Origin of the sequence: Emcibacter sp., from assembly GCF_963675455.1 — a bacterium.
Lineage (GTDB): Bacteria > Pseudomonadota > Alphaproteobacteria > Sphingomonadales > Emcibacteraceae > Emcibacter.
Map to the genome: position 1 here is coordinate 897,269 of NZ_OY776217.1, position 22,234 is coordinate 919,502.

Consider the following 22,234-nt stretch of genomic DNA (forward strand, 5'->3'; position numbering starts at 1 on the left):
ACTTATGACTCACTGGCTGACAGAGAATGCAGAGATGATCCGCCTGGGCGTTTTCCTGGGCCTGCTCGGCCTGTTTGCCCTGCTGGAAAATCGCTGGCCCTTTCGCACCAACCAGTTTCCCCGCCATTTCCGCTGGCTGACCAATATTGCCATCGTCGTTGCCGGCAGTATGACCCTGAAACTGCTGTTGCCGGTGATGGCGGCCGGAGCCGCCTTTTTTGCCACCGCACAAAACATCGGCCTGTTGAACATGCTGGATCTGCCGCTCTGGTTCACGATCCCCGTCAGCCTGATCCTGCTTGATTTTGCCATATATCTGCAGCATGTGGTTTTTCACCAGGTGCCCCTGCTCTGGCGCCTGCACAAGATCCACCATACCGACCTGGATCTGGATGTTACCACCGCCCTGCGCTTTCATCCGCTTGAAATCCTGCTGTCCATGCTGATCAAGATGGCCGTTGTCCTGCTGCTCGGTATCCCTGTTGCTGCCGTAATCCTTTTTGAAATCATCCTGAATGGCATGGCCCTGTTTAATCACAGCAACCTGCGTCTTCCGGATCGGACGGACCAGGTCCTCAGGCGCCTGTTGGTGACGCCGGCCATGCACAGCGTTCATCACAGCTGTCACATGGATGAAACCAACAGCAATTATGGATTTAACCTGTCCTGCTGGGACAGGTTTTTGGGAACCTACCGGGAGCGGCCCGCCGCCGGGTACCTGAATATGGTCGTCGGTCTGGAGAACTACCGGAAAATCGGTGACCTCGGGTTTCTTTCCCTGCTTCGTCTACCGTTCACAAAAGAGGATAGACCATGAAACGGCTTCTGTTGTTGCGCCATGCCAAATCTAGCCATGATGATCCCGGCCTCAGTGATATCGAACGGCCGCTGAATACTCGCGGAGTGATGGCCGCCCATATGATGGGACGTTACCTGCAGGAGCAGGACCTGGTGCCCGATTATATTCTGTGCTCCCCCGCCGTCAGGACCCGTCAGACCCTGAAGAACCTGAAGCAGCACCTGGACCAGAAAGTCCCGGTCTGTTATCCGGACGGCCTCTATCTTGCCCAGCCCAGCATGGTCCTGGATATGATCCGGGGCGTGGATAACAAATATGACACCCTGCTGCTGATCGGGCACAACCCGACCATCAATCTCCTGGCCCACGACCTGAATGACGGCAAAAACAGGGAAGACCACAGGCGCCTGATCGAGAAATATCCGACCGGCGCCCTCAGTGTCCTCAATTTCAAACTGGACAGCTGGCAGGATATGGACCGAAAAACTGCACGTCTTGAGCGTTTCATCTGTCCTAAAGATTTGATTTAAAAGTAATTTGAGCTAAACTGACCTGTAAACAACAAGGTAACGGGTCTCCATGCGGGAAAAAGAGCTCAGATTTGCCCTGGTCTGCTTCGGCGGCATTTCACTTGCCATTTACATTCATGGGGTCACAAAGGAAATTCTGAAGCTGGCCCGTGCCTCAAAAGCCTATCACTTCAGTCCGGATCCGAACGCCGAAAGCAAGCAGACCTATATCTACCCCAATGAGGAAGTCACCGACGTGGTGGATACCGAGCTGGTCTATTTTGACATCCTCAAATCCTTCGCCCCGGACCTCGACCTCAGGATCATCATCGATACCATTGCCGGGGCCTCGGCCGGCGGCATGAACAGCATTTTCCTCGGCCGCGGCCTGGCCCACGACCTGAATATGGATCATTTGCGCGACCACTGGCTGCATGAGGCGGATGTCAGCCGGCTGGTCGGCGAAAAGAAACCCGCGGGACGGCTTGAAAAAATGTTCACCAAGCCCCTGATCAATATGTTCAGCAACCGGTTTCTTGTCGACGCCCAGCTCAAGGAAAAGGTGCGGGCGAAACTTCCTGCCCTGCTCAATATCTGGAACCTGAAACCGCCGTTCGACGGCAAGCACCTGCTTGGACTGATTTATCGCGGCCTGGACCGCATGGGCGACGGCAGCCGGCATTCCCTTCTGCCGCGGGGACATCAGCTCGACCTGTTTGTCACCCTGACCGACTATCACGGCTTTCGCCGCAATATCCCCATTAACGATCCCCCCATTATTGAAGAACGGGAACATCGGCACCGGCTGAAATTTTCCTATTTCAAGGGACTTTTCACCTCGGTTCCAGAGGACAGTTACAGCGATTTCGAGAAAAAGGACCTGCCTGGCCTCAGCTTTGCCTCCCGGGCTACCGCCTGTTACCCGGGGGCCTTTCCGCCGGCCCAGCTCAGGGAGGTGGATCATTTCCTGAAAGACCTGGATCAGGTATGGACAGAAAAAGACAACTTTCTGGACAAGAATTTCCGGGACTACCGGCTGGCCGGGCTTGATCCCCATAAAACATCTTTCCTTGACGGCAGCATATTGAACAACAAACCATTTGACCAGGTCATTGCTGCCATTCACGGCCGGCCGGCCTTCCGCAAGGTGGACCGGCGCATTGTCTATATTGATCCCAACCCGGAGCAACTTTCCATAAAGCCCAGCGGTGCGCCGCCCAGCCTGCTCAATACCCTCAAGGGGGCGCTGTCGGATATCCCCATGAACCAGCCCATGCATGACGACCTTATGGAAGTGCAGGCCCTGAACCAGCGGGTCCGCATCATCAAAACCGTGGTCGACAGCATCAAACCAAATGTGGAAATGCTGGTGCGGGAAATCTCCTCCAACAGCGTGGAGGAGACCATTACTGCCGACGATATCCGGGGCTGGCGCAATCTGGCCAATGCCAGGTCGGTCAAGGATGCCGGCTTTTCCTATGAAGGATACGCCCGCCTCAAGATCCGCAACTGCCTGGCCAACCTCACCCGCATTATCGGTGATATTTGCGACTGCCCTGCCGGCAGCGAGAAGCGCCGGCATGTCTTTTCCATTCTGCAGTGCTGGGCCCATCAGGATGAAATTGTTTTTTCCGGCCTCTATGGTCACCTGCTCAAGGAAGCCAATGGCCAGAAAAAAATTCTGGACTGGGTCACCGAACTGTTCGACCGTCACAAGGACGAAACCGATCTTCCGGCCTGGGCAAATTTCCTGATCAGTTTTGATGTCGGCTACCATAAACGGCGGCTGCAGTTCATGATCCAGGAACTGAACAAGCTATACGGCGAACCCGACCTCGATGTGCAGGCCCTCGACCAGCTCAAGGGCGATTTCTACAAGGTGCTGCAGAAAATCGACCGGCTGAATGACAGCGGTTTTGTCTCTGAAACCAGCAAAACCGCCCTCCGGGAGGTTTTTGGCCAGTTGCTGAATGAACCGTTTAACGACGACCCGCACAGTGAAAGCAATGTTTGTTCCCTGGCCACCGGCAAACAAGAGCTGACAGACGCGCTTGACCTGCTGGCGAAGGACCTTCGCCTGGAAAAATTCCGGGCCATGACCGACAATCTGATTGCCGAACAGAATAATATGACCTGGCAGGAAACCGTCGGCCATGAACTGACCGTCTCCTACCTGGGTTTTGCCTTCTGGGATGTGATTACCTTTTCCATCATGGGCGCCAAGGATCTGGGCGAGTTCAATGAAATCCTGGTCAACCGGATCAGCCCAAATGACGGCTCGGTGCTGAAAAAAGAGGAGAACGAAATGCCGCTCCGGGGCACGGCCATGAGGTCCTTCGGGGCATTTTTCAGCCGGGCTGACCGGGAAAATGATTATTTATGGGGTCGCCTCAACGGCGCCGAGCGGCTGATCGATATCCTCGCCAACCAGGCCAGCCTTGAACATCTGGACCAGTCCATAGATGTCCGGGCCCTGAAAAAGCGGGCCTTTCTGGCCATCCTGGAAACGGAAAAGGAGCACCTCACCCAGGTGCCGGACCTGCTGAAGGACCTGCAGGCCCGTATCGATGCCCTCTAGACGCTGAAGCTTTCGCCACAGCCACAGGTGCCGGTGGCATTGGGATTTTCAAAGACAAAACCGGTCTGAAACTTGTCTTCCCTGTAATCCATGGTGCTGCCGATCAGGTAAATCACAGACATGCCGTCGATATAGACGGTCACACCCTTGTCGCTGATTTTTTCATCACCGGGGGTTTCCTCATCCACATAGTCAACCTTGTAGCTCAACCCGTTGCAGCCCTTGGTCGTGGTGCCGAGGCGCACGCCGAGCGACGGTTTGCCCCGCTGCGCGAGCAGGAAGCGGATTCTGTCGGCGGCGGCGTCTGATATTTTGAGAACGGCGTGTGCTGACATCATATTCTCCTACATAAAACCCATTTCAAGGCGGGCGGCTTCGCTCATCATGCTCATGTCCCACGGCGGATCCCAGACCAGTTCCACGGTGACATTGCCGACGCCTTCCACGTCCCGGACCTTGAGTTCAATCTCGCCGGGCATGCTTTCCGCCACCGGGCAATGGGGGGTGGTCAGGGTCATAACGATGGTCACATCGGCCGTCTCCGAAACGATCACATCATAGATCAGGCCCATTTCATAAATATTAACCGGAATTTCCGGATCATAAATTTCCCGCAACACCTCGACCACACGCTGGTTCAGCGCGCGTTGTTCCTCTTCGGAAAGCGCCGGGCCGCCGGAGACTGGTTTCTCGTGCTGCTGTTTTTCAGACGCCTTGTATTTTTCGTCTCTGTTATAAAATCCGTCCAGAAAGCTCATTTTTCTAACCCTGAGTATTTTAGCCGAAAATCCGGTTTACCTTGTCAAGACCAGCCACCAGCCGGTCGATATCTTCATATGTATTATAGAGACCCAATGACGCGCGGGCTGTTGCCGGCACATCAAAGAAATCCATTACCGGCTGGGCGCAATGATGCCCGGCCCGGATGGCAATCCCGTCCTGGTCCAGGATGGTACCGATGTCATGGGGATGGGCATTTTCCATGGTGAAAGAAAGAATGCCCGCCATATGATCCGCCTGTCCCACAAGCTGGAGACCCTTAACTTCCGCCAGCCGTTCCTTCGCATAGGCCAGCAGCTTTTCTTCATGGTCCTCGATGGCTTCAAAGCCCAGATTTTCCATATAATCAATAGCCGCCCCAAGACCGATACCACCGGCAATATGCGGGGTGCCGGCTTCAAACTTGTGCGGCAAATCGTTATAGACCGTCTTTTCAAAGGTCACGCTGCGGATCATGTCGCCACCACCCTGATATGGCGGCATTGCCTCCAGAAGCTCTTTGCGGCCATAAAGAACGCCAACCCCGGTCGGCCCGTACATTTTATGGCCGGAAAAGACATAAAAATCGGCATCCAGGTCCTGCACATCGACCCGGGTATGGGGAACAGCCTGACAGCCGTCCACCAGAACCAGCGCGCCTACCTTATGGGCCACCCTGATAATTTCCTTTATGGGCGTGATGGTGCCCAGCGAGTTGGAAATATGGGTGATGGCCACCAGTTTAGTCTTCTCAGACAACAATTTCTCAAATTCCTCAAACAGGAAATTACCCTTGTCATCGATGGGGGAAACCTGGATGATGAAATCCTTTTCCTCCCGCACCATCTGCCAGGGCACGATATTGCTGTGATGTTCCATTCGGCTGAGGATCACTTCATCGCCGGCCCCGAGGTTCTGCCGTCCCCAGGTCTGAGCCACCAGATTGATGGCCTCGGTCGCGCCGCGCACGAAAATGATTTCCTTGTCATCAGCCGCATTGATGAAAGTCTTAAGCTGACCACGGACTTCCTCATATTTCTGGGTGCCGAGCTGGGACAGATAATAGACGCCCCGATGAATATTGGCATATTCATTGGAATAATAGTCACTCACCCGGTCAATCACCTGACGCGGTTTCTGGGCACTGGCGCCGCTGTCGAGAAAGGTCAGGGGCTTGCCGTAAATCTGCTGCTCAAAAATGGGAAAATCACGGCGGATTTCTTCCACATTATAGTTTGATTTCAGAATATTAGAATTTTCTGACGTCATGATGTCACCTCGCTGGCGGCAAGCCAGGTCCTGATCCGGGACTGGAAGGCGTCGCGAAGCTGCTCATTGTCAATATCCTCGAAAACCTCGGCCAGAAAAGCCTCGACCAGAAGCGCCCGGGCCTCTGCCGGGGCAAGGCCGCGGCTTTCCAGATAAAACAGCGCCATGTCGTCCAGTTCACCGACCGTCGCCCCGTGTGAACATTTCACATCATCTGCAAAAATCAGCAGCTCCGGCTTGGCATTGGCCTGGGCCTGACGGTCCAGCAGCAGGTTTTTACAGGACTGGTCTGCATTGGTTTTCTGGGCGTCCTTTTCCACAATGACCTTGCCCTGAAAGGCGGTTTTTCCACCCTTGTCGACAACGCCGCGGAAAATCTGTTCGCTTTCACAATGGCCAATGGCATGATCCATGCGGGTAAAGATATCCTGTGACTGTCCCTTGCGGGCGAGGTAGGCCCCCTTCAGGGTCACATTTGCCTGTTCACCGTCGAGGGTGGGGAAAATTTCCGTCCGGCTCAGTTCGGCCCCGATCTGCAGGCTGTGATTTTCGAAATTCGCTTTCTCTGCAAGCTTGACGGACTTCCGGTTCATATGAACCGCCCGGTTGCCTTCCTGCTGGAGGCTATAGCTTTTCAACGTTGAGGATTTTGCCAGACGAATATGGGAGACCGCCTGCGTCCAGTAGCCGGTATCAACCGCGCCCTCAAAAGTTTCAATCAGGTCTGCGCGAGCTTTTTCGCCGAGAATGATCAGGTTTCTGCTCCGTAACGCCCTGTTCTCAGAGGATGCGTCCGCCCGGTAGATAATTTCGATGGGGCCTGGCAGTTCAGTACCTGCCGCCACCTCGAGATAATAACCGTCGGTAAACAGGGCCTTGTTCAGGGCCGAGAGACTGTCCTCATCCTCCAGACCCGCAAAAAGCGCAAGCTTGTCGTCAGGCGCCTGTGAGAGCGGGCACAGGGTCAGGCCCTTGATTTCCGCAAGTGTGGACTGGGAAGCGGAAAAATATCCATTGACGAAGACCAGCCGGGCCACTGCCTCGAATGTGGTGAGGTCCGGAATCCGCGTTTCCACCTTTTCGGCAACCGTAAAAGTTTCTGCAGCAAGTTTAGTCAGGTTGCTGTATTTCCATTCTTCCACTTTCGGGCCCGGCAGGCCGGTTTCAGTGAAGAAATCATAGGCCGATTGGCGGGCGTCGCCGAGCACGGCGGCACCGGGCAGGAAATCCTTAGCCCTGCCAAAATCTTCGGCCGCACCGGGGCTGTCTATATAGCGTTTTCTGGTCATATTTTCTCTCAGGCCGCCGTATCCTTGATGCCGATACCGGCATATCCTTCTTTTTCAAGCACCAGGGCCAGCTCCTTGCCACCGGATTTAACGATTTTGCCATCGGCCAGAACATGGACAAAATCCGGCACCACATAATCCAGCAGGCGCTGGTAATGGGTGATCAGCAGAATGGATTTTTCCGGACTGCGCAGACGGTTGATACCTTCGGAAACGACCCGCAACGCATCAATGTCCAGACCCGAGTCCGTTTCATCCAGCAGGGCAAAGACCGGGTCAAGCACCGCCATCTGCACCATTTCATTACGTTTTTTCTCACCGCCGGAAAAACCGACATTGACCGGGCGTTTCAGCATCTCCGGATCCAGATCAAGCTCCTTGGCCTTTTCCCGCACCAGTTTCAGAAGCTCCACTGCCGGCATGTCGTCTTCCCCGCGATAACGACGCAAGCTGTTAACCGCGGTTTTCAGGAAGTTCATGTTGGAGACCCCGGGAATTTCCACCGGATACTGGAATCCCAGGAACATGCCTTCGCCGGCGCGCTCGTGCGCATCAAGATCAAGCAGGTTTTTACCCCGGAACAGCACCTCGCCTTCGGTAATCTCATAACCTTCACGGCCGGCCAGGGCATAGCTCAGGGTACTTTTCCCCGCGCCATTAGGTCCCATAATCGCATGAACTTGACCGTTCCCGATGTTGAGGTTCACGCCCTTGAGGATTTCCTTGCCGCCGACGGTGACATGTAGATTTTTTATTTCGAGCATTTTTCTGTCTTTTTCCATAACTTGTCTTAGCCAACACTGCCTTCGAGACTGATGCCGAGAAGCTTTTGGGCTTCGACAGCAAATTCCATGGGCAGTTGTTGCATCACATCCTTGCAAAAGCCATTCACAATCAGGGCCACGGATTCTTCCGGATCCAGGCCGCGTTGCTGGCAATAGAACATCTGGTCGTCACTGATTTTCGAGGTTGTCGCCTCATGTTCTAGCTGGGCCGTGGGATTCTGGGCCTCAATATAGGGTACCGTATGAGCCCCGCACTGATCACCGATCAACAGGCTGTCGCACTGCGTGAAATTGCGGGCGTTCTCAGCCGTGCCCGTCACCCGGACCAGACCGCGATAGGTCTGCTGGGCCTTGCCGGCGGAAATTCCCTTGGAAATGATGGTGCTGGAGGTGTTCTTGCCGATGTGAATCATCTTGGTGCCGGTATCGGCCTGCTGATGATTGTTGGTGATGGCCACCGAATAGAATTCCCCGACAGAATTATCCCCCTGCAGGATGCAGCTTGGGTATTTCCAGGTTACGGCCGAGCCGGTTTCCACCTGGGTCCAGCTGATTTTCGAATTTTTACCCCGGCAGGCGCCGCGTTTGGTCACGAAATTATAAATCCCGCCCTTGCCGTTCTTGTCCCCGGGATACCAGTTCTGCACGGTGGAATATTTGATTTCCGCATCGTCCAGCGCAATCAGTTCAACCACCGCCGCATGAAGCTGGTTTTCGTCACGCATCGGCGCGGTACAGCCTTCCAGATAAGAGACATAGGATCCTTCATCGGCAATGATCAGAGTCCGTTCAAACTGTCCGGTGTTGGCTTCATTGATACGGAAATAGGTGCTGAGCTCCATGGGGCAGCGCACACCCTTGGGAATATAGACAAAGGTGCCGTCGGAAAAGACCGCACAGTTGAGGGTGGCGTAGAAATTGTCATGCACCGGCACCACGGTACCCAGATATTTCTTCATCAGCTCCGGATAGTCGCGGGCGGCCTCGGAAATAGAACAGAAAATAACCCCGGCTTCCTTCAGCTTTGCCCGGAAGGTGGTGGCGACGGAAACACTGTCGAATACCACATCTACCGCTACCCCTGCCAGAACCTCTTGTTCCTTAAGGGAAATTCCAAGCTTTTCATAAGTACGCAGCAGTTCGGGATCAACTTCGTCCAGGCTTTTCGGCCGGTCATCCGAAGATTTTGGCGCGGAGTAATAATAAATATCCTGGAAATCAATTTCCGGATAATTGACCAGCGCCCAGTCCGGCTCTTCCATTTTCTGCCACAGGGCAAAGACTTTCAGCCGCCACTCGAGAAGCCATTCCGGCTCTTCTTTTTTGGCGGAAATAAAGCGGACGATATCCTCATTCAGGCCCTTTGCGGCCTTAATGGATTCAATGTCCGTGTAAAATCCGTATTTATAGTCACCCGAGACGTCTTCGACGGTTTTGCGGGCATCTTCTGTTGCAGCCATTAGGGAACTCCTGGGCTAGTTAACAGTTTTTGAGGCAGGACGGGTTTTTCCGTTACTGCCGATAAAATCCGGTATGGGGGACAGCATTTCGGACAGGCGGACGCTGTTCAGGGCGCCTTTCACAGCCTGGTTGATCTTGTGCCACTGGCCGCGGGTGCCGCAGGACGCATGATAATCACAGCAGGTTTCTTCCACATCCAGACAATTGGTCAGCTGCACCGGCCCGTCCACGGCCTCGATCACATCGGCGATGGTGATGTCTTCTGCATCACCCCTGAGGCTGAAACCACCGTTAAGACCCCGGTGCGATGTCAACAGGTCCGCCCGGACCAGCATGCCCAGAATCTTGCTGACAGTCGGCGCAGGAATACCCGTTTCCCCGGCAATTTCGGTCGCCGGGTGAACATGCTCAGGTCGCAGGGCAATGTGGCTCATCAAAACCACGGCATAATCCGCCAGGTTAGAGAGTTTGATCATTTTATCATCCCATCAAAAAGCACCGATACCTGAAGGCCGGGCGCTTTTTTCCAATCCATACCAATTTGGTATCTTTTAGATGGCGATGTGGGAGGAAAATGTCAATGAAAATCAGACCAATTTGGTCGTTTTTTAGCAGGATTATTGGAAAACTTGAAAATTTCGCCCTAAACAGGCTTAGAATTCATCGTTTCCAGACAGTTTTTGACAGATATCATCCAGCTGTTCAAGGGTTTTATACTGGATTCTGACCTCTCCGCCCTTTTCCCCCTGAAAGTCGATCTGTACCTTGAGACCAAGGGATTCGCTCAGGTCATTTTCCAGCGCCAGCGTATCCGCATCCTTTGCACCACGTGAATCCCGGGACTTTGTCTCAAGTGGTTTTTTAGGCCCCTTGGCTTCCTTGGCGATTTTTTCCGCCTGACGGACACTGAGACCTTCGTCAATGATGCGCCGGGCCAGCTTTTCCGGCTCGTCTGCCGTAATAAGCGCCCGCGCATGGCCCATGCTGAGCAATCCGTCAAGCAACATATTCTGCACATTTTTGGGCAGGGCGAGAAGCCGGAGGATATTGGCAATGTGGCTGCGGCTTTTGCCGACAATTTTACCCAGCATTTCCTGGGTATGACCAAATTCATCAATCAGTCTCTGATAACCCATCGCTTCCTCGATCGGAGTCAGGTCGTGGCGCTGGACGTTTTCGATGATGGCAATTTCAAGGGCTTCACCGTCAGTCAGTTCCCGGACAATGGCCGGCACCCTATGCAGGCCCGCGGCCTGGGCCGCACGCCAGCGCCGCTCTCCGGCAATAATTTCATATTCATCCGGCCCCTTCGGACGCACGAGGATCGGCTGCAGGATACCCTTTTCGCGGATTGATTCCACAAGATCCCGGGCTTTATCCTCATCAAAGACCTTTCGCGGCTGATAGGCATTGGCCACCAGAAACTCTATGGGCAAGTCCCGGTCCGGGCGGGGCGGTGCAGCCTCGCCCTTCTCAATAGTGGAATATTCCTTGTCCGTGGATCCCAGAAGGGCGGAGAGCCCTTTTCCCAAGCCTTTACTCTGGCCTTTGGCCTGGCCCTTTGATTTTGTCTTTTCTTTTTCAGTCATATCTAATAAGTCTTTGTTCTTATTATATTATTTATGCTGCCTGTGATTTTTTCTCACGCCTCAGCAGCTCGGTTGCCAGCCGGATATAGGCCTGGCTGCCGGTACATTTATAATCATAAAGCAGGGCCGGTTTCCCGTGCGACGGTGCCTCGGAAATACGCACATTACGGGGAATAACCGTCTTGAACACCTTGTCGCCAAGATAGCTGCGAACATCCTGGGCCACCTGGCCGGACAGATTGTTGCGTCCGTCATACATGGTCAGAACCACGCCCTCGATCCTCAGTTTCGGATTGAAATTGGCCTGGACGGTTTCAATGGTTCTGAGCAGCAGGCTCAATCCCTCAAGCGCAAAAAATTCACACTGAAGGGGAACAATCACGGAATCCGCCGCCGACAGGGCGTTCAGGGTCAACAGGTTGAGGGAAGGCGGGCAATCGATCAGGATATAGTCAAACTGACCGATAATCGGGTCTTTCAGCGCATTTCTCAACCTGTAGGTCCGTTGCGACTGGTCCACAAGCTCCAGTTCCGCCCCCGTCAGGTCAATTGTCGAGGAAACAAGCGACAAACGGGGAATAGACGTTTTTTCAATGGCCTCGGAAAAAGTCGCCTCTTCCATCATAATATCGTAGCTTGTGATATCCCGGTTTTCCCGCTCGCGGCCGACACCTGTACTGGCATTACCCTGGGGATCAAGGTCCACGATCAACACATTTTTCCGGGCGGCCGCCAGGGCGGTTGCCAGATTGATGGTCGTTGTGGTTTTGCCGACGCCACCCTTCTGGTTGGCAATGGCGATGATTTCAGGTTTTTTATGGTCTGTGGATAAGTTTGTGGACATTTATTCCTGTTCCTGCTCTGTCATCAGCCGCGGGGCCTTACTCTGCCTAGTTTCAGGATCATACCTGATTCTTCTGTTTTGCTTGTGTATTTTTCCACGTGAAACTGCCAGTTTATTTCCGCCTCGGTCAATTCCTGCTGCCAGGTCCGGCCTTTAGGGAAAAGAAAAACAGTTTCTTCGCTGGTAAACGCCTCGAGCCACTGTAACAGTTTATCCACGGTCGCCAAAGCTCTTGATGTGACATAATCAACAGGAAAGGATGCCAACTCCTCGATCCGGCAACAATGCACACGGGCATTGGCGCCGGTTTCCCGGATCACCTGGTTCATAAAGGTGCATTTTTTATTGTTGCTCTCGACCAGATGGACCTCTCCGGCCCCCAAAAGCGCAAGGACCAGCCCTGGAAAGCCTGCACCGCTGCCGATATCGAGGATTTTCAGGTCACCTTTGGGTCCGGCGGACAATATTTCCATGATCTGGGCGGAATCGTAGAAATGCCGCCACCATTTTTCCTGTATGGTCGTCGGACTGACCAGATTTATGCGTTTCTGCCATTTTTCCAGCAGATCCGCATATATTTCCAGTTTTTCCCGGGTTTCACGTGAAACATCCACAAGCTCAAAAAAGTCGTCCGGGCCAAAAGTCATCTTATGCGGATACCCTGTTATCTTTTCTTTTTACATAACGCAGCAATGTGGTCAGGGCCGCAGGTGTCACACCGGAAATCCGACCGGCTGCCCCCAGCGTTGCCGGCCGGGCCTGTTTCAGCTTTTCCCGGATTTCATTGGAAAGGCCGTCAATGCCCTGATAGTCCAGATCCACCGGCAACAGAAGGTTTTCGTCCTTGCGGAAGGCCAGAATATCAGCTTCCTGACGCTCGAGATATCCGCTGTAAGTGGCATCAATTTCGAGCTGTTCCGCTATTTCCGGAGAAATATTGCCCAGATCCGGCCAGATTTCCGCCAGTTTCTCCAGATTGATGTCCGGATAGGACAGCAGGGTCATGGCAGACCGGGGCACACCGTCCTTGTTGATCTTCAATCCGTATTTTTCCGCTTCATTGGGCGTAATCTTCAGCTCCGCCGCCAAATTCCGGAATTCAGCCAGTTTTTCGGCTTTTGCTGTGAAAACCCGGGACCGATCGGACGAGACCACGCCAATCTCTTTGCCCAACGGGGTCAAGCGCTGGTCCGCATTATCAGCCCTGAGCTTCAGACGGTATTCGGCCCGGGAGGTGAACATACGGTAGGGTTCCCGGGTTCCCTTGGTCACCAGGTCGTCAATCATCACACCAATGTAGGCATCTGCCCGGTCCAGATAAAACTCCGGTGAATTACCGGCAGCCAGCGCCGCATTGATTCCAGCCATCAAGCCCTGGGCGGCAGCTTCTTCATATCCGGTGGTTCCGTTAATCTGACCGGCAAAATACAGCCCGGGAGCTTTTTTCGTCTCCAGTGTCGCCAATAATTCACGTGGATCGACAAAATCATATTCTATGGCGTAACCTGGCTGCAGGATTTCCACATGTTCCAGACCCGGGATACTTCTTATATAGGCGTCCTGCACATCCACCGGCAGCGACGTGGAGATCCCGTTTGGATAGACGGTATCGTCATCCAGCCCCTCCGGCTCCAGAAAGATCTGGTGAGAGGATTTATCGGCAAAACGGACAATCTTGTCCTCGATCGACGGGCAGTAGCGTGGACCTGTTCCTTCGATATTACCGCTGTACATGGCCGATTTGTGCAGATTGTCCCGGATAATCTGATGGGTTTTTTCCGTGGTATTGGTGATATAGCAGTCAATCTGCGGCACGGTGATCTTTTCCGTCAGGAAAGAGAAAGGCGTTTGCGGATCGTCTCCCTTCTGTGTCTCACAGACCGACCAGTCGATGGTTTTGCCGTTCAGACGGGCCGGTGTCCCGGTTTTCAGGCGCCCGAGGTCAAAGCCGATTTTCAGCAGGGTTCTGGACAATCCCAGGGACGGCGCCTCCCCAACCCGGCCGGCCGGGGTCTGCTGGTCACCGATGTGGATCATACCGCGCAGAAAAGTTCCTGTGGTCAGAACCACACGTCCGGCCTTTAGTTCACGGCCGTCAGCGGTAATGACTCCCTCAACCACCGGGCGTCCGTCTGCTCCCGGCACCATAACCAGATCCTCGGCAGCCGCCGCCAGAACCTCAAGGTTTTCGTAGTCGAGGATAAAATCCTGCATGGCATTACGATAGAGTTTACGGCCTGCCTGGGTACGGGGTCCCCGTACCGCCGGGCCCTTGCGCCGGTTCAGCATGCGGAACTGTATTCCGGCGGCATCGGCAACCCGGCCCATAAGGCCGTCAAGGGCGTCTATTTCGCGGACCAGATGCCCCTTCCCCAGGCCGCCGATGGCCGGATTGCAGGACATCTCCCCGATGGTTTCCACTTTATGAGTGAGCAGGAGCGTCCGGGCGCCCAGACGCGCCGACGCCGCGGCCGCTTCACAGCCGGCATGCCCCCCGCCAATCACAATCACATCATAGTGAAACATAAAAAACCCTTGAATATTTTCATATGCCCTGATAGGTCGGCGACTTTACTCAGTCACATCTGCAATGTCAAAGAAGATTACAGGGACAGATCAGGAAATTCAGACCACCGGAAACCGGGCATTATATCGGCTATGCAATGTTTCACGTGAAACACCAATGGTTAACAATTCGTTAACGACCCGAAATCGTCTTTATTTACTGCGGTTTATTAGAATATCATTTACCAATGCAGAATTCTGAGAAGACAACATCCAGAATATCTTCCACGTCCACGGCACCGGTAATCCGGCCCAGGGCCCGGGCCGCCAGACGAAGATCCTCGGCCAAAAGTTCCAGTTCACCAGAAGGATTGTTCAGAAACCTATCGAGATGATCCAGCGAGTCCCTGAGGGCCTTGCGGTGACGCGTCCGGGTCAGGCTTGGCGCTTCGGCCAGATCCATTCTTTTCTCGACTTCCCGTTTCAGTCCCTGCATGAAAGCTTCCAGCCCTTCCCCGCTGTTGAGGGAAACCGGATAAAGATTTTCACTTTTGTCCCTGATCAGACTTTCCAGTCTTTGCCGATCCTGAACCAGGTCTGTTTTATTCAGTAAAATAATGCTGTCCCGGTTGATCAGGTCGGCTATCGTTTCCCCGGCCTCCGGCCAGTAGCGTGCGTCGGCCATGACTATACGGATATCTGACTGTTCCGCCCGTTCCCGCGCCCGGCGTATGCCTTCCGCCTCGATTTTGTCGCCACTTTCCCTGAGCCCGGCGGTATCGACGATGGTCACCGGAAAGCCGAGAATATCGAGGTGAACCTCAAGCACATCCCGTGTGGTACCTTCAATATCGGAAACAATGGCCACATCCCGGCGCGACAGATAATTCATCAGCGAGGATTTGCCGATATTGGGTTCTCCCAAAATCACCACCTGAAGGCCGTCACGGATTCTTTCGCCCTTGTGTCCATCGTCCAGATGTTCGCTGATTTTCACGTGAAGTGCGGAAATGATCGGTCTTACCCTGCCTGTCACATCCTCGGGGATTTCCTCGTCGGCAAAATCAATATCTGCCTCCAGATAGGCCATGGCGGAAATGATTTCCCGTCGCCAGCCGTCATAAAGTTTGCCAAGCTGGCCGTCCATCTGCCGCAGAGCCTGGCGGCGCTGTGCTTCGGTTTCCGCATTAAGAAGATCAGCCAGTCCTTCCGTCGCGGTAAGATCCATCTTGCCGTTATCAAAAGCCCGCCGGGTGAATTCACCGGGTTCGGCCGGACGTACCCCGTCAAACCGGGAAAGCGCCTCCAGAAATCCAGCTACGACGGCGCGGCCGCCGTGAATATGAAATTCGACCACATCCTCGCCGGTGAAACTATGCGGCGCATTGAAATAAAGGAAAAGGCCATGATCCAGACGCACCCCGCTTTCCGGATCCCGGAACCAGGTCAGTTTTGCTTCACGTGGAACAGGCAGTCGGGATTTACCGGCAAGCTTGAGAAGAACCTCGCCAGCCCTTGTCCCGGAAAGGCGGATAACCGCCACACCGGCACGTCCCTTGCCGCTGGATAGTGCATAAATCGTCATGTGCTGTCTGGTTTATTTACCCGAGCTTTTGCCGCCGGCGTTCCAGAAAATATTTTGGAAGGTTTCAAGCCCCTGGCCGGCCATATTCAGGCTTGGCGTAACCCACATATTAAACATTTTTTCCATGTCTTCCGAAGACAGGCCGCTGGTCATTTTTTCCTGAAGCTCAGCCATGAAAGCCTGCTGAATCGGTTCCAGATCAGGTAACCCAAGAAACTGCCGGGCTTCTTTCGGAGTGCAGTCTATATCTATGGATATTTTCATGTTTTCTCTCTGACAAGCTGAAAAATTATATCCGGATAGCATTTGAACCAGCCGGAAGTGGCTTCTTAAATCATATAAACAGACAATTCCCGGAAAGCCAACAGATTTTATATATATCTAAAAGATATATAATAGTTTCTCTCGCAAATTCCTAGATTTTCTCTGCAGCGATTTCATCCTCTTCCATTGGGGAAATCTTGAAATTGGTATAACCATATATCACTGAAATTATGGGGCTCAGGATATTGAAGAAGCAATAAGGCGCATAAGCAAATGTCATCACTCCCAAAGTTGCTGACATAAAGGCCCCACATGTATTCCACGGCACCAGAACCGAGGTCACGGTTGCCGTATCCTCCAATACCCGGCTCAGGTTTTTAACCGCCAGCTTGCGCCGTTCAAATTCAACCTTGTACATACGGCCCGGAAGGACAATGGCGATATACTGATCCATGGCGACAATATTTATGCCAATACAGGTCAGGGCGGTAACCAGAATAAGAGATCCGGTGCTCTTGGCCAGACTGAGAACCCCGACAACCAGTTTCCGCAGCATGCCCAGTTTTTCCAGGATTGACCCGTAAGTTATGGCGCACATGATCAGCCAGATTGTATTCAGCATGTTGGCCATACCGCCCCGGGTCAGAAGATCATCCAGTTCACCATTGCCGGTCTGGGAATTATATCCGTCAAACAGGGCGGTCCAGACGCCTTTAAACAGAGAGACGCCGTCCCACATGTCGTTCACACCAACAAAACGCAAAATAGTCTGTTGCTGAAAAATCAGTGCCATCACTCCACCCAGAATCGCTCCGAACAGAAGAATGGGAAACGCCGGATATTTTTTATAGGCGAGAAAAAAGACAACCAGCATCGGCAGAAACAAGTGCAGACCGATAGAAAAATTCTGATCAAGGATCAGCAACCTGCCCTCGACAGAGATACTGTCCTGCAGGGGTTCTTGATCAAGGCCAATGGCAAGAAACAGGATCAACGCGATACTGATCGACGGAACGGTTGTCCACATCATATGCCGTATATGGGTAAAAAGATCGGTACCGGTCACCGCCGGCGCCAAATTTGTTGTATCCGACAGCGGCGACATCTTGTCGCCGAAGTAGGCTCCACTGATAATGGCGCCGGCGGTTATTTCCATGGACAAGCCAAGGCCGGAAGAAATCCCGATCAGGCCGATACCGATGGTACTGGCGGTTGTCCAGCTGCTACCGATACTGATCGAGGTAATGGCGCATAAAATACAGGCGGTAAAATAAAATACAGACGGGTGTATGACCTGAAGTCCGTAATAAATCATGGCAGGAACGGTGCCGGATAAAATCCAGGTCCCGATCAGGGCTCCGACCATCAACAGGATCAACATGGCCCCGACCGTATTGCCAATCCCCTTGGCGATGGCCTGTTCCATGGTGCGCCACTTGACGCCGTTTTTCCAGCCCACCAGAAGGGCTATGCCGCCGGCCAGAATAAGCGCAATCTGGTTCGGCCCGTAGGAGGAATTGTCCTTGTAGAGCAGTACCGATGTAGTCAGCAAAGCTATCAGAAAAGCAACCGGTATCAGTGAATCCAGCAGGCTTGGTTCGCGGGCGGTATCTTCCGTCACATTTCATCCCCTTTTGTTTTCAAAACTATAGGTAAGCCGGTCTGAAAAGTATACGGATATTTCCTGTGCCTGAATGCAAAGCATAAAAAAAAGCCCCCTGATTCTCAGGGGGCTTTCAATAAAACAAAACTGTCTAGTTATTCATGCTTTCAAAGAATTCCTCGTTATTCTTGGTCTCTTTCAGTTTACCAAGCAGGAATTCTATGGCATCGACAGATCCCATCGGCATAAGAATACGACGCAGAACCCACATTTTGGAAAGGGTGCCTTTGTCCAGAAGAAGCTCTTCCTTCCGGGTGCCGGATTTGGTGATGTCGATAGCCGGGAAGATGCGCTTGTCGCTGACCTTCCGATCCAGAACGACCTCGCTGTTGCCGGTTCCTTTGAATTCCTCAAAGATCACTTCGTCCATGCGGCTGCCGGTTTCAATCAGCGAGGTGGCGATAATGCTGAGCGATCCGCCTTCCTCGATGTTACGGGCGGCACCGAAGAAGCGCTTTGGACGCTGCAGGGCATTCGCATCCACACCACCGGTCAGAACCTTGCCGGAGCTCGGGACAACGGTGTTATAGGCACGGGCCAGACGGGTGATACTGTCGAGCAGGATCACCACATCCTTTTTATGCTCAACCAGGCGCTTGGCTTTCTCGATTACCATTTCAGCCACCTGTACGTGACGGCTGGCCGGTTCGTCGAAGGTAGAACTGATCACTTCGCCTTTCACAGACCGCGACATATCGGTGACCTCTTCCGGGCGTTCGTCAATCAGCAGGACGATCAGGTAAACTTCCGGATGATTGGCGGTAATCGCATGGGCGATATTCTGCAGCAGAACCGTTTTACCGGTCCGCGGCGGCGCCACAATCAGGCAACGCTGGCCTTTACCGATCGGCGCAACCAGGTCAATCACCCGTGAAGATTTATCGGTAACTGTTGGATCTTCCATATCCAGCTTGAATTTCTCATCAGGATAGAGAGGCGTCAGGCTGTCAAAGTTGATCTTGTGCCGGCTTTTTTCCGGCTCTTCAAAATTGATCTTGTCAACTTTCAGAAGAGCAAAATAACGCTCGCCTTCCTTGGGAGCCCGGATCTGGCCTTCGACACTGTCACCGGTCCTCAGCGCGAAACGCCGGATCTGGCTCGGGGACACATAGATATCATCCGGTCCAGGCAGATAGTTTGCTTCAGGCGAGCGCAAAAAACCGAAACCGTCCTGCAGTACTTCGATAACGCCGCCGCCACTGATGGTTTCGCCTTTCTCGGCAAGGGCCTTCAGGATTGCAAACATCATATCCTGTTTGCGCATGCTGCTGGCGTTTTCGATTTCCAGTTCTTCAGCCATCGTCAGGAGGTCGGCTGGTGCTTTTTTCTTAAGATCAAGGAGATTCATGGTTATGTCCGGGAAAGTTGGAATATTCAGAACGAATATATGATTTGATTACATGTAAACAGTTACAGCGCATCCAGGATGGGCGCAGGAAATAATATGGAGAGATAAAATTTAGACAGATTTCCGATTATTCTTTTTTTTTAGGTGAAACAGAATACCCTAAAAAAAAGCACAAGTGAAGGCGTTTTCTACCCTGTCAGGATCATCTTGTCAAGAAAACAGCATTTTTGTTAAAAGGGACGGAAAATTACAAGAAAAACAATCAAAATCATAAGAACCGTCGGCACCTCGTTCATCTTGCGGTAAAAACCTTCAGTGTGGCTATTTTCATCCCGCTCAAACTGCCGGCGCCAGCGACTGAGAAAGCCGTGAAACCCGCTCATCAGAAGCACCAGGGCGAATTTCGCATGGAACCAGCCTTCGCTCCAGTGATCCATGCCAAAGGCCAGCCCCAGACCAAAAAGCCAGGAAGCAATCATTGCCGGATTGATAATGTACCTGAGAAGTTTCCGCTCCATCACCTTGAACAGTTCGGAAGTTTCTGATCCCGCTTGTACCTGACAGTGATAGACAAAAATCCGCGGCAGATAAAACATACCCGCCATCCAGGAAATCACCGAAATAATGTGCAAAACCAAAAACCAGCGATAACTGCTACTTAGTAATTCAATCATTGTTCTAATTCGTTTCCTTCGTTCCCAGCACCTGACAGGCAAGACTGTCGATAAAATCCGGCTGACACTGCAATGCCGGCACCCTGACATAGTCCATAACCCCGGCCTTTTCGGCAAACTCGCGATATTCGATATCAAGTTCCACCAGAGTCTCCGAATGTTCGGAGACAAAGGCCACCGGCACAATGATCAGGTTTTTCCTGTCTTCACCGGCCCGATCGATTTCATTTTCGGTACTCGGGCCAATCCATTCAAGCGGGCCAACCCGGCTCTGATAGCAGGTGATATATTCAAGTCCGGTCTCGCCGAGTTTTTCGATGATGGCGGCACAGGTCTGTTCGACCTGCTTCTGATAGGGGTCGCCAGCTTCAATAACTTTTTTAGGCAGGCCGTGGGCGGAAAAAAGCAGTCGGTAATTTTCAGGATTCTGGATCCCGTTGAGTTTGTCCCGGATCAACGCCACATGAGCGGCAATGAATTTTTTATCAACCGGATAGTCCCGGATAATCTGCGTCGGAACTGAAAGACCGGCTTTTTGCGCCTTTTTATTCCAGTCAATCAGGGAGGAGCCGGTCGTGGTCACCGAATATTGTGGATAAAGCGGCAATAAAACAATCCGGTCCGGCCCGAAGGCTTTGACTTTCTCCACAGTCTCGTCGGAAAAAGGATGCCAGTAGCGCATGGAAATAAAACAGGCATAGTCACTTTCACCCGACTGATTGAGTTTATCCTGGAGAGCCCGGGCCTGGTCCTGGGTCTGTTCCAGTAATGGCGATTTATTACCGATTTCCCGGTAGATATTACGGGCAAACGGGGCCCGGCGGGCGGAAATCAGTTTTGCCAGGAACCAGCGCAACGGATTGGGGACCGTGATAATAGCCGGATCATTAAACAGGTTAAACAGGAAGGGTTTGACAGCCTCAAGACTGTCCGGCCCGCCCAGGTTAAAAAGCACGACAGCAACTTTTTCTTTTTGTGACATTTCAGTTTCTGACATAGTTCCTGACTAAATCTGACACCACGGCCACATGTTCCGGCGGTGTCTGCGGTACAATTCCATGACCAAGGTTAAAGATAAAGGGTTTAGCGGAAAGAGTATCGAGAATATTTAAAACCGCCTTCTCTAGAGCCTTGCCGCCACTGACCAGAAGCAGCGGATCCAGATTGCCCTGGATAGGACAGAGAGACTGGATGTTGTCCCGGGCCCAGTCCGCAGGCATGGAGGTATCAATACTGACGGCCGTCACCCCGGTTTGCCGGATATATTCCGGATAACGCGGCCCTGCCCCGCGGGGAAAACCGATGATCGGTATGTCCGGGAACCGGCTGCGGATATTCTCAATAATCTTTTTTGTCGGGGCCATACACCATTTACGAAATTCTTCCATGGGCAGATTACCGGCCCAGGTATCAAATACCTGCAGGACCTCGGCCCCTTCTTCCACCTGTCTGATCAGATAGCGGGACGTGGCCTCCACCAGAAGGTCCATCAGGGCCTGGAAAGCCACTTCATCTCCGTAGGCCCACAAACGGGCTGCTGCCTGGTCAGGGGAGCCCTTGCCACCCACCATGTAGCTGGCGACCGTCCACGGGGCCCCGGCAAATCCGATAAGCGCTGTATGGCCCGGAATTTCCCGTGAAAGCCTGGATACGGTTTCATAAACCGGCGCCAGTTTTTCATGCAGATTATCGAGAGAGAGTTTTTCAAGTTTTTCGACGGTGTCGACCGGTTCCAGAACCGGACCTTTTCCCTGCCTGAATTCGAGATGCTGACCCAGGGCATGAGGGATAACCAGAATATCTGAAAACAGAATGGCGGCATCCATGTCATAACGCCTGAGAGGCTGCAATGTGACTTCTACCGCAAAGTCCGGATTGTAACAAAGGTCCAGGAAAGATCCCGCTTCCTTCCTGATAGCCATATATTCGGGAAGGTAACGGCCGGCCTGGCGCATGAACCAGAAGGGAGGCCTGTCCGTTGGCAAGCCTTTGAGTGTTTGAATGAATCTCTTGTTTTCCGTCATAAATCTCGGCCTGAAGTTATACACTGAAAGAAATACTATATATATTTATATAAATAAAAGGATGTTGTTGTAGTGGATGCCTGTGGATAACAGGGATTAATTTTTATCCACAGTTTTACTGACATACCAGCCTGAAAAATAAAAAAACAGGAATTTCGCATCCTATCTGAATAACTTTGTGAAACCTAGTGAATCCGGCGGGAAAGAAAAATGTGGATTATGTGGATAAATCAGCTTTGACCGGGAAAGAAAAATTTATTGGTGATTCCCACAGAGTTTCCTTTTATCT

At 52.7% G+C, this 22,234-nt stretch carries 21 protein-coding genes; 3 read left to right on the top strand and 18 right to left on the bottom strand.

Annotation, left to right across the window (positions count from 1 at the left end; translation table 11 throughout):
* Window positions 1-4: 4 nt before the first annotated feature.
* The 3 genes from ACORNT_RS04095 to ACORNT_RS04105 are packed head-to-tail and all read left to right on the top strand — an operon-like array spanning window position 5 to window position 3,886.
* The gene (locus tag ACORNT_RS04095) at window positions 5-817 is read left to right on the top strand and encodes a sterol desaturase family protein (RefSeq protein WP_321395676.1); all 813 of its coding nucleotides are present in this window, start codon (window positions 5-7) and stop codon (window positions 815-817) included.
* Window positions 814-1,329, top strand: coding sequence for a histidine phosphatase family protein (locus ACORNT_RS04100; protein WP_321395679.1), 516 nt, complete (start codon window positions 814-816; stop codon window positions 1,327-1,329). Before ACORNT_RS04095 ends, ACORNT_RS04100 begins: the two co-directional genes overlap by 4 nt.
* 49 nt (window positions 1,330-1,378) lie before the next feature.
* The gene (locus tag ACORNT_RS04105; protein ID WP_321395682.1) at window positions 1,379-3,886 is read left to right on the top strand and encodes a patatin-like protein; all 2,508 of its coding nucleotides are present in this window, start codon (window positions 1,379-1,381) and stop codon (window positions 3,884-3,886) included.
* Here ACORNT_RS04105 and ACORNT_RS04110 read toward each other — a convergent pair.
* The 18 genes from ACORNT_RS04110 to hemE form a co-directional block, all read right to left on the bottom strand.
* Entirely contained in the window at window positions 3,883-4,224 is a 342-nt protein-coding gene (locus ACORNT_RS04110; protein ID WP_321395685.1) for an iron-sulfur cluster assembly accessory protein, read from the bottom strand. The genes ACORNT_RS04105 and ACORNT_RS04110 overlap by 4 nt on opposite strands.
* 6 nt (window positions 4,225-4,230) lie before the next feature.
* Entirely contained in the window at window positions 4,231-4,644 is a 414-nt protein-coding gene (locus tag ACORNT_RS04115; protein ID WP_321395688.1) for an SUF system Fe-S cluster assembly protein, read from the bottom strand.
* 19 nt (window positions 4,645-4,663) lie between these two features.
* On the bottom strand, window positions 4,664-5,914 hold the full coding sequence (locus tag ACORNT_RS04120; RefSeq protein WP_321395691.1) for a cysteine desulfurase: 1,251 nt from the start codon (window positions 5,912-5,914) through the stop codon (window positions 4,664-4,666).
* Window positions 5,911-7,203, bottom strand: coding sequence for a Fe-S cluster assembly protein SufD (gene sufD / locus ACORNT_RS04125; protein ID WP_321395696.1), 1,293 nt, complete (start codon window positions 7,201-7,203; stop codon window positions 5,911-5,913). Before sufD ends, ACORNT_RS04120 begins: the two co-directional genes overlap by 4 nt.
* 8 nt (window positions 7,204-7,211) lie before the next feature.
* Window positions 7,212-7,967 (bottom strand): Fe-S cluster assembly ATPase SufC, encoded by a 756-nt coding sequence (sufC, locus tag ACORNT_RS04130; protein WP_321395697.1) that lies wholly within the window; start codon window positions 7,965-7,967, stop codon window positions 7,212-7,214.
* A 26-nt stretch (window positions 7,968-7,993) separates the two neighbouring features.
* Window positions 7,994-9,448 carry a Fe-S cluster assembly protein SufB gene (gene sufB, locus ACORNT_RS04135; RefSeq protein WP_321395700.1) on the bottom strand — a complete coding sequence of 485 codons (1,455 nt, stop codon included), beginning with the start codon at window positions 9,446-9,448 and terminating at the stop codon, window positions 7,994-7,996.
* Between the two features lie 15 nt (window positions 9,449-9,463).
* Window positions 9,464-9,925 carry an SUF system Fe-S cluster assembly regulator gene (locus tag ACORNT_RS04140; RefSeq protein WP_321395703.1) on the bottom strand — a complete coding sequence of 154 codons (462 nt, stop codon included), beginning with the start codon at window positions 9,923-9,925 and terminating at the stop codon, window positions 9,464-9,466.
* Between the two features lie 177 nt (window positions 9,926-10,102).
* Window positions 10,103-11,038 carry a ParB/RepB/Spo0J family partition protein gene (locus ACORNT_RS04145; protein ID WP_321395706.1) on the bottom strand — a complete coding sequence of 312 codons (936 nt, stop codon included), beginning with the start codon at window positions 11,036-11,038 and terminating at the stop codon, window positions 10,103-10,105.
* A gap of 31 nt (window positions 11,039-11,069) precedes the next feature.
* Window positions 11,070-11,882, bottom strand: coding sequence for a ParA family protein (locus ACORNT_RS04150; protein ID WP_321395709.1), 813 nt, complete (start codon window positions 11,880-11,882; stop codon window positions 11,070-11,072).
* A gap of 23 nt (window positions 11,883-11,905) precedes the next feature.
* Window positions 11,906-12,529 (bottom strand): 16S rRNA (guanine(527)-N(7))-methyltransferase RsmG, encoded by a 624-nt coding sequence (gene rsmG, locus ACORNT_RS04155; RefSeq protein WP_321395712.1) that lies wholly within the window; start codon window positions 12,527-12,529, stop codon window positions 11,906-11,908.
* 1 nt (window position 12,530) lies between these two features.
* The gene (mnmG, locus tag ACORNT_RS04160) at window positions 12,531-14,408 is read right to left on the bottom strand and encodes a tRNA uridine-5-carboxymethylaminomethyl(34) synthesis enzyme MnmG (RefSeq protein ID WP_321395715.1); all 1,878 of its coding nucleotides are present in this window, start codon (window positions 14,406-14,408) and stop codon (window positions 12,531-12,533) included.
* Between the two features lie 217 nt (window positions 14,409-14,625).
* Complete coding sequence (mnmE, locus tag ACORNT_RS04165; RefSeq protein WP_321395718.1) at window positions 14,626-15,972, bottom strand: tRNA uridine-5-carboxymethylaminomethyl(34) synthesis GTPase MnmE; 1,347 nt, start codon at window positions 15,970-15,972, stop codon at window positions 14,626-14,628.
* Window positions 15,973-15,984: 12 nt separating this feature from the next.
* The gene (locus ACORNT_RS04170) at window positions 15,985-16,236 is read right to left on the bottom strand and encodes a DUF6489 family protein (RefSeq protein WP_321395721.1); all 252 of its coding nucleotides are present in this window, start codon (window positions 16,234-16,236) and stop codon (window positions 15,985-15,987) included.
* Between the two features lie 151 nt (window positions 16,237-16,387).
* Window positions 16,388-17,857 carry a Na+/H+ antiporter NhaC gene (nhaC, locus tag ACORNT_RS04175; protein WP_321395724.1) on the bottom strand — a complete coding sequence of 490 codons (1,470 nt, stop codon included), beginning with the start codon at window positions 17,855-17,857 and terminating at the stop codon, window positions 16,388-16,390.
* Window positions 17,858-17,990: 133 nt separating this feature from the next.
* A complete protein-coding gene (rho, locus tag ACORNT_RS04180) occupies window positions 17,991-19,247 on the bottom strand; it encodes a transcription termination factor Rho (protein WP_321395727.1) in 1,257 nt (418 codons plus the stop codon).
* A 230-nt stretch (window positions 19,248-19,477) separates the two neighbouring features.
* Complete coding sequence (hemJ, locus tag ACORNT_RS04185) at window positions 19,478-19,921, bottom strand: protoporphyrinogen oxidase HemJ (protein ID WP_321395730.1); 444 nt, start codon at window positions 19,919-19,921, stop codon at window positions 19,478-19,480.
* Between the two features lie 4 nt (window positions 19,922-19,925).
* Window positions 19,926-20,918, bottom strand: a complete 993-nt coding sequence (gene hemH, locus ACORNT_RS04190; RefSeq protein ID WP_321395733.1) for a ferrochelatase — start codon at window positions 20,916-20,918, stop codon at window positions 19,926-19,928.
* Window positions 20,905-21,945, bottom strand: coding sequence for a uroporphyrinogen decarboxylase (gene hemE, locus ACORNT_RS04195; RefSeq protein WP_321395736.1), 1,041 nt, complete (start codon window positions 21,943-21,945; stop codon window positions 20,905-20,907). The genes hemH and hemE overlap by 14 nt, the downstream gene beginning before the upstream one ends.
* Window positions 21,946-22,234 lie beyond the last annotated feature (289 nt).

What these genes read in the sequence shown, in the direction of transcription:
- ACORNT_RS04120 (WP_321395691.1), bottom strand. Translation starts at nt 5,914, where the DNA reads ATGACGTCAGAAAATTCTAATATTCTGAAATCAAACTATAATGTGGAA.
- hemE (WP_321395736.1), bottom strand. Translation starts at nt 21,945, where the DNA reads ATGACGGAAAACAAGAGATTCATTCAAACACTCAAAGGCTTGCCAACG.
- sufB (WP_321395700.1), bottom strand. Translation starts at nt 9,448, where the DNA reads ATGGCTGCAACAGAAGATGCCCGCAAAACCGTCGAAGACGTCTCGGGT.
- hemH (WP_321395733.1), bottom strand. Translation starts at nt 20,918, where the DNA reads ATGTCAGAAACTGAAATGTCACAAAAAGAAAAAGTTGCTGTCGTGCTT.
- ACORNT_RS04100 (WP_321395679.1), top strand. Translation starts at nt 814, where the DNA reads ATGAAACGGCTTCTGTTGTTGCGCCATGCCAAATCTAGCCATGATGAT.
- ACORNT_RS04095 (WP_321395676.1), top strand. Translation starts at nt 5, where the DNA reads ATGACTCACTGGCTGACAGAGAATGCAGAGATGATCCGCCTGGGCGTT.
- ACORNT_RS04170 (WP_321395721.1), bottom strand. Translation starts at nt 16,236, where the DNA reads ATGAAAATATCCATAGATATAGACTGCACTCCGAAAGAAGCCCGGCAG.
- ACORNT_RS04105 (WP_321395682.1), top strand. Translation starts at nt 1,379, where the DNA reads ATGCGGGAAAAAGAGCTCAGATTTGCCCTGGTCTGCTTCGGCGGCATT.
- ACORNT_RS04145 (WP_321395706.1), bottom strand. Translation starts at nt 11,038, where the DNA reads ATGACTGAAAAAGAAAAGACAAAATCAAAGGGCCAGGCCAAAGGCCAG.
- mnmE (WP_321395718.1), bottom strand. Translation starts at nt 15,972, where the DNA reads ATGACGATTTATGCACTATCCAGCGGCAAGGGACGTGCCGGTGTGGCG.
- rsmG (WP_321395712.1), bottom strand. Translation starts at nt 12,529, where the DNA reads ATGACTTTTGGCCCGGACGACTTTTTTGAGCTTGTGGATGTTTCACGT.
- sufC (WP_321395697.1), bottom strand. Translation starts at nt 7,967, where the DNA reads ATGCTCGAAATAAAAAATCTACATGTCACCGTCGGCGGCAAGGAAATC.
- sufD (WP_321395696.1), bottom strand. Translation starts at nt 7,203, where the DNA reads ATGACCAGAAAACGCTATATAGACAGCCCCGGTGCGGCCGAAGATTTT.
- ACORNT_RS04115 (WP_321395688.1), bottom strand. Translation starts at nt 4,644, where the DNA reads ATGAGCTTTCTGGACGGATTTTATAACAGAGACGAAAAATACAAGGCG.
- rho (WP_321395727.1), bottom strand. Translation starts at nt 19,247, where the DNA reads ATGAATCTCCTTGATCTTAAGAAAAAAGCACCAGCCGACCTCCTGACG.
- ACORNT_RS04140 (WP_321395703.1), bottom strand. Translation starts at nt 9,925, where the DNA reads ATGATCAAACTCTCTAACCTGGCGGATTATGCCGTGGTTTTGATGAGC.
- ACORNT_RS04150 (WP_321395709.1), bottom strand. Translation starts at nt 11,882, where the DNA reads ATGTCCACAAACTTATCCACAGACCATAAAAAACCTGAAATCATCGCC.
- hemJ (WP_321395730.1), bottom strand. Translation starts at nt 19,921, where the DNA reads ATGATTGAATTACTAAGTAGCAGTTATCGCTGGTTTTTGGTTTTGCAC.
- mnmG (WP_321395715.1), bottom strand. Translation starts at nt 14,408, where the DNA reads ATGTTTCACTATGATGTGATTGTGATTGGCGGGGGGCATGCCGGCTGT.
- ACORNT_RS04110 (WP_321395685.1), bottom strand. Translation starts at nt 4,224, where the DNA reads ATGATGTCAGCACACGCCGTTCTCAAAATATCAGACGCCGCCGCCGAC.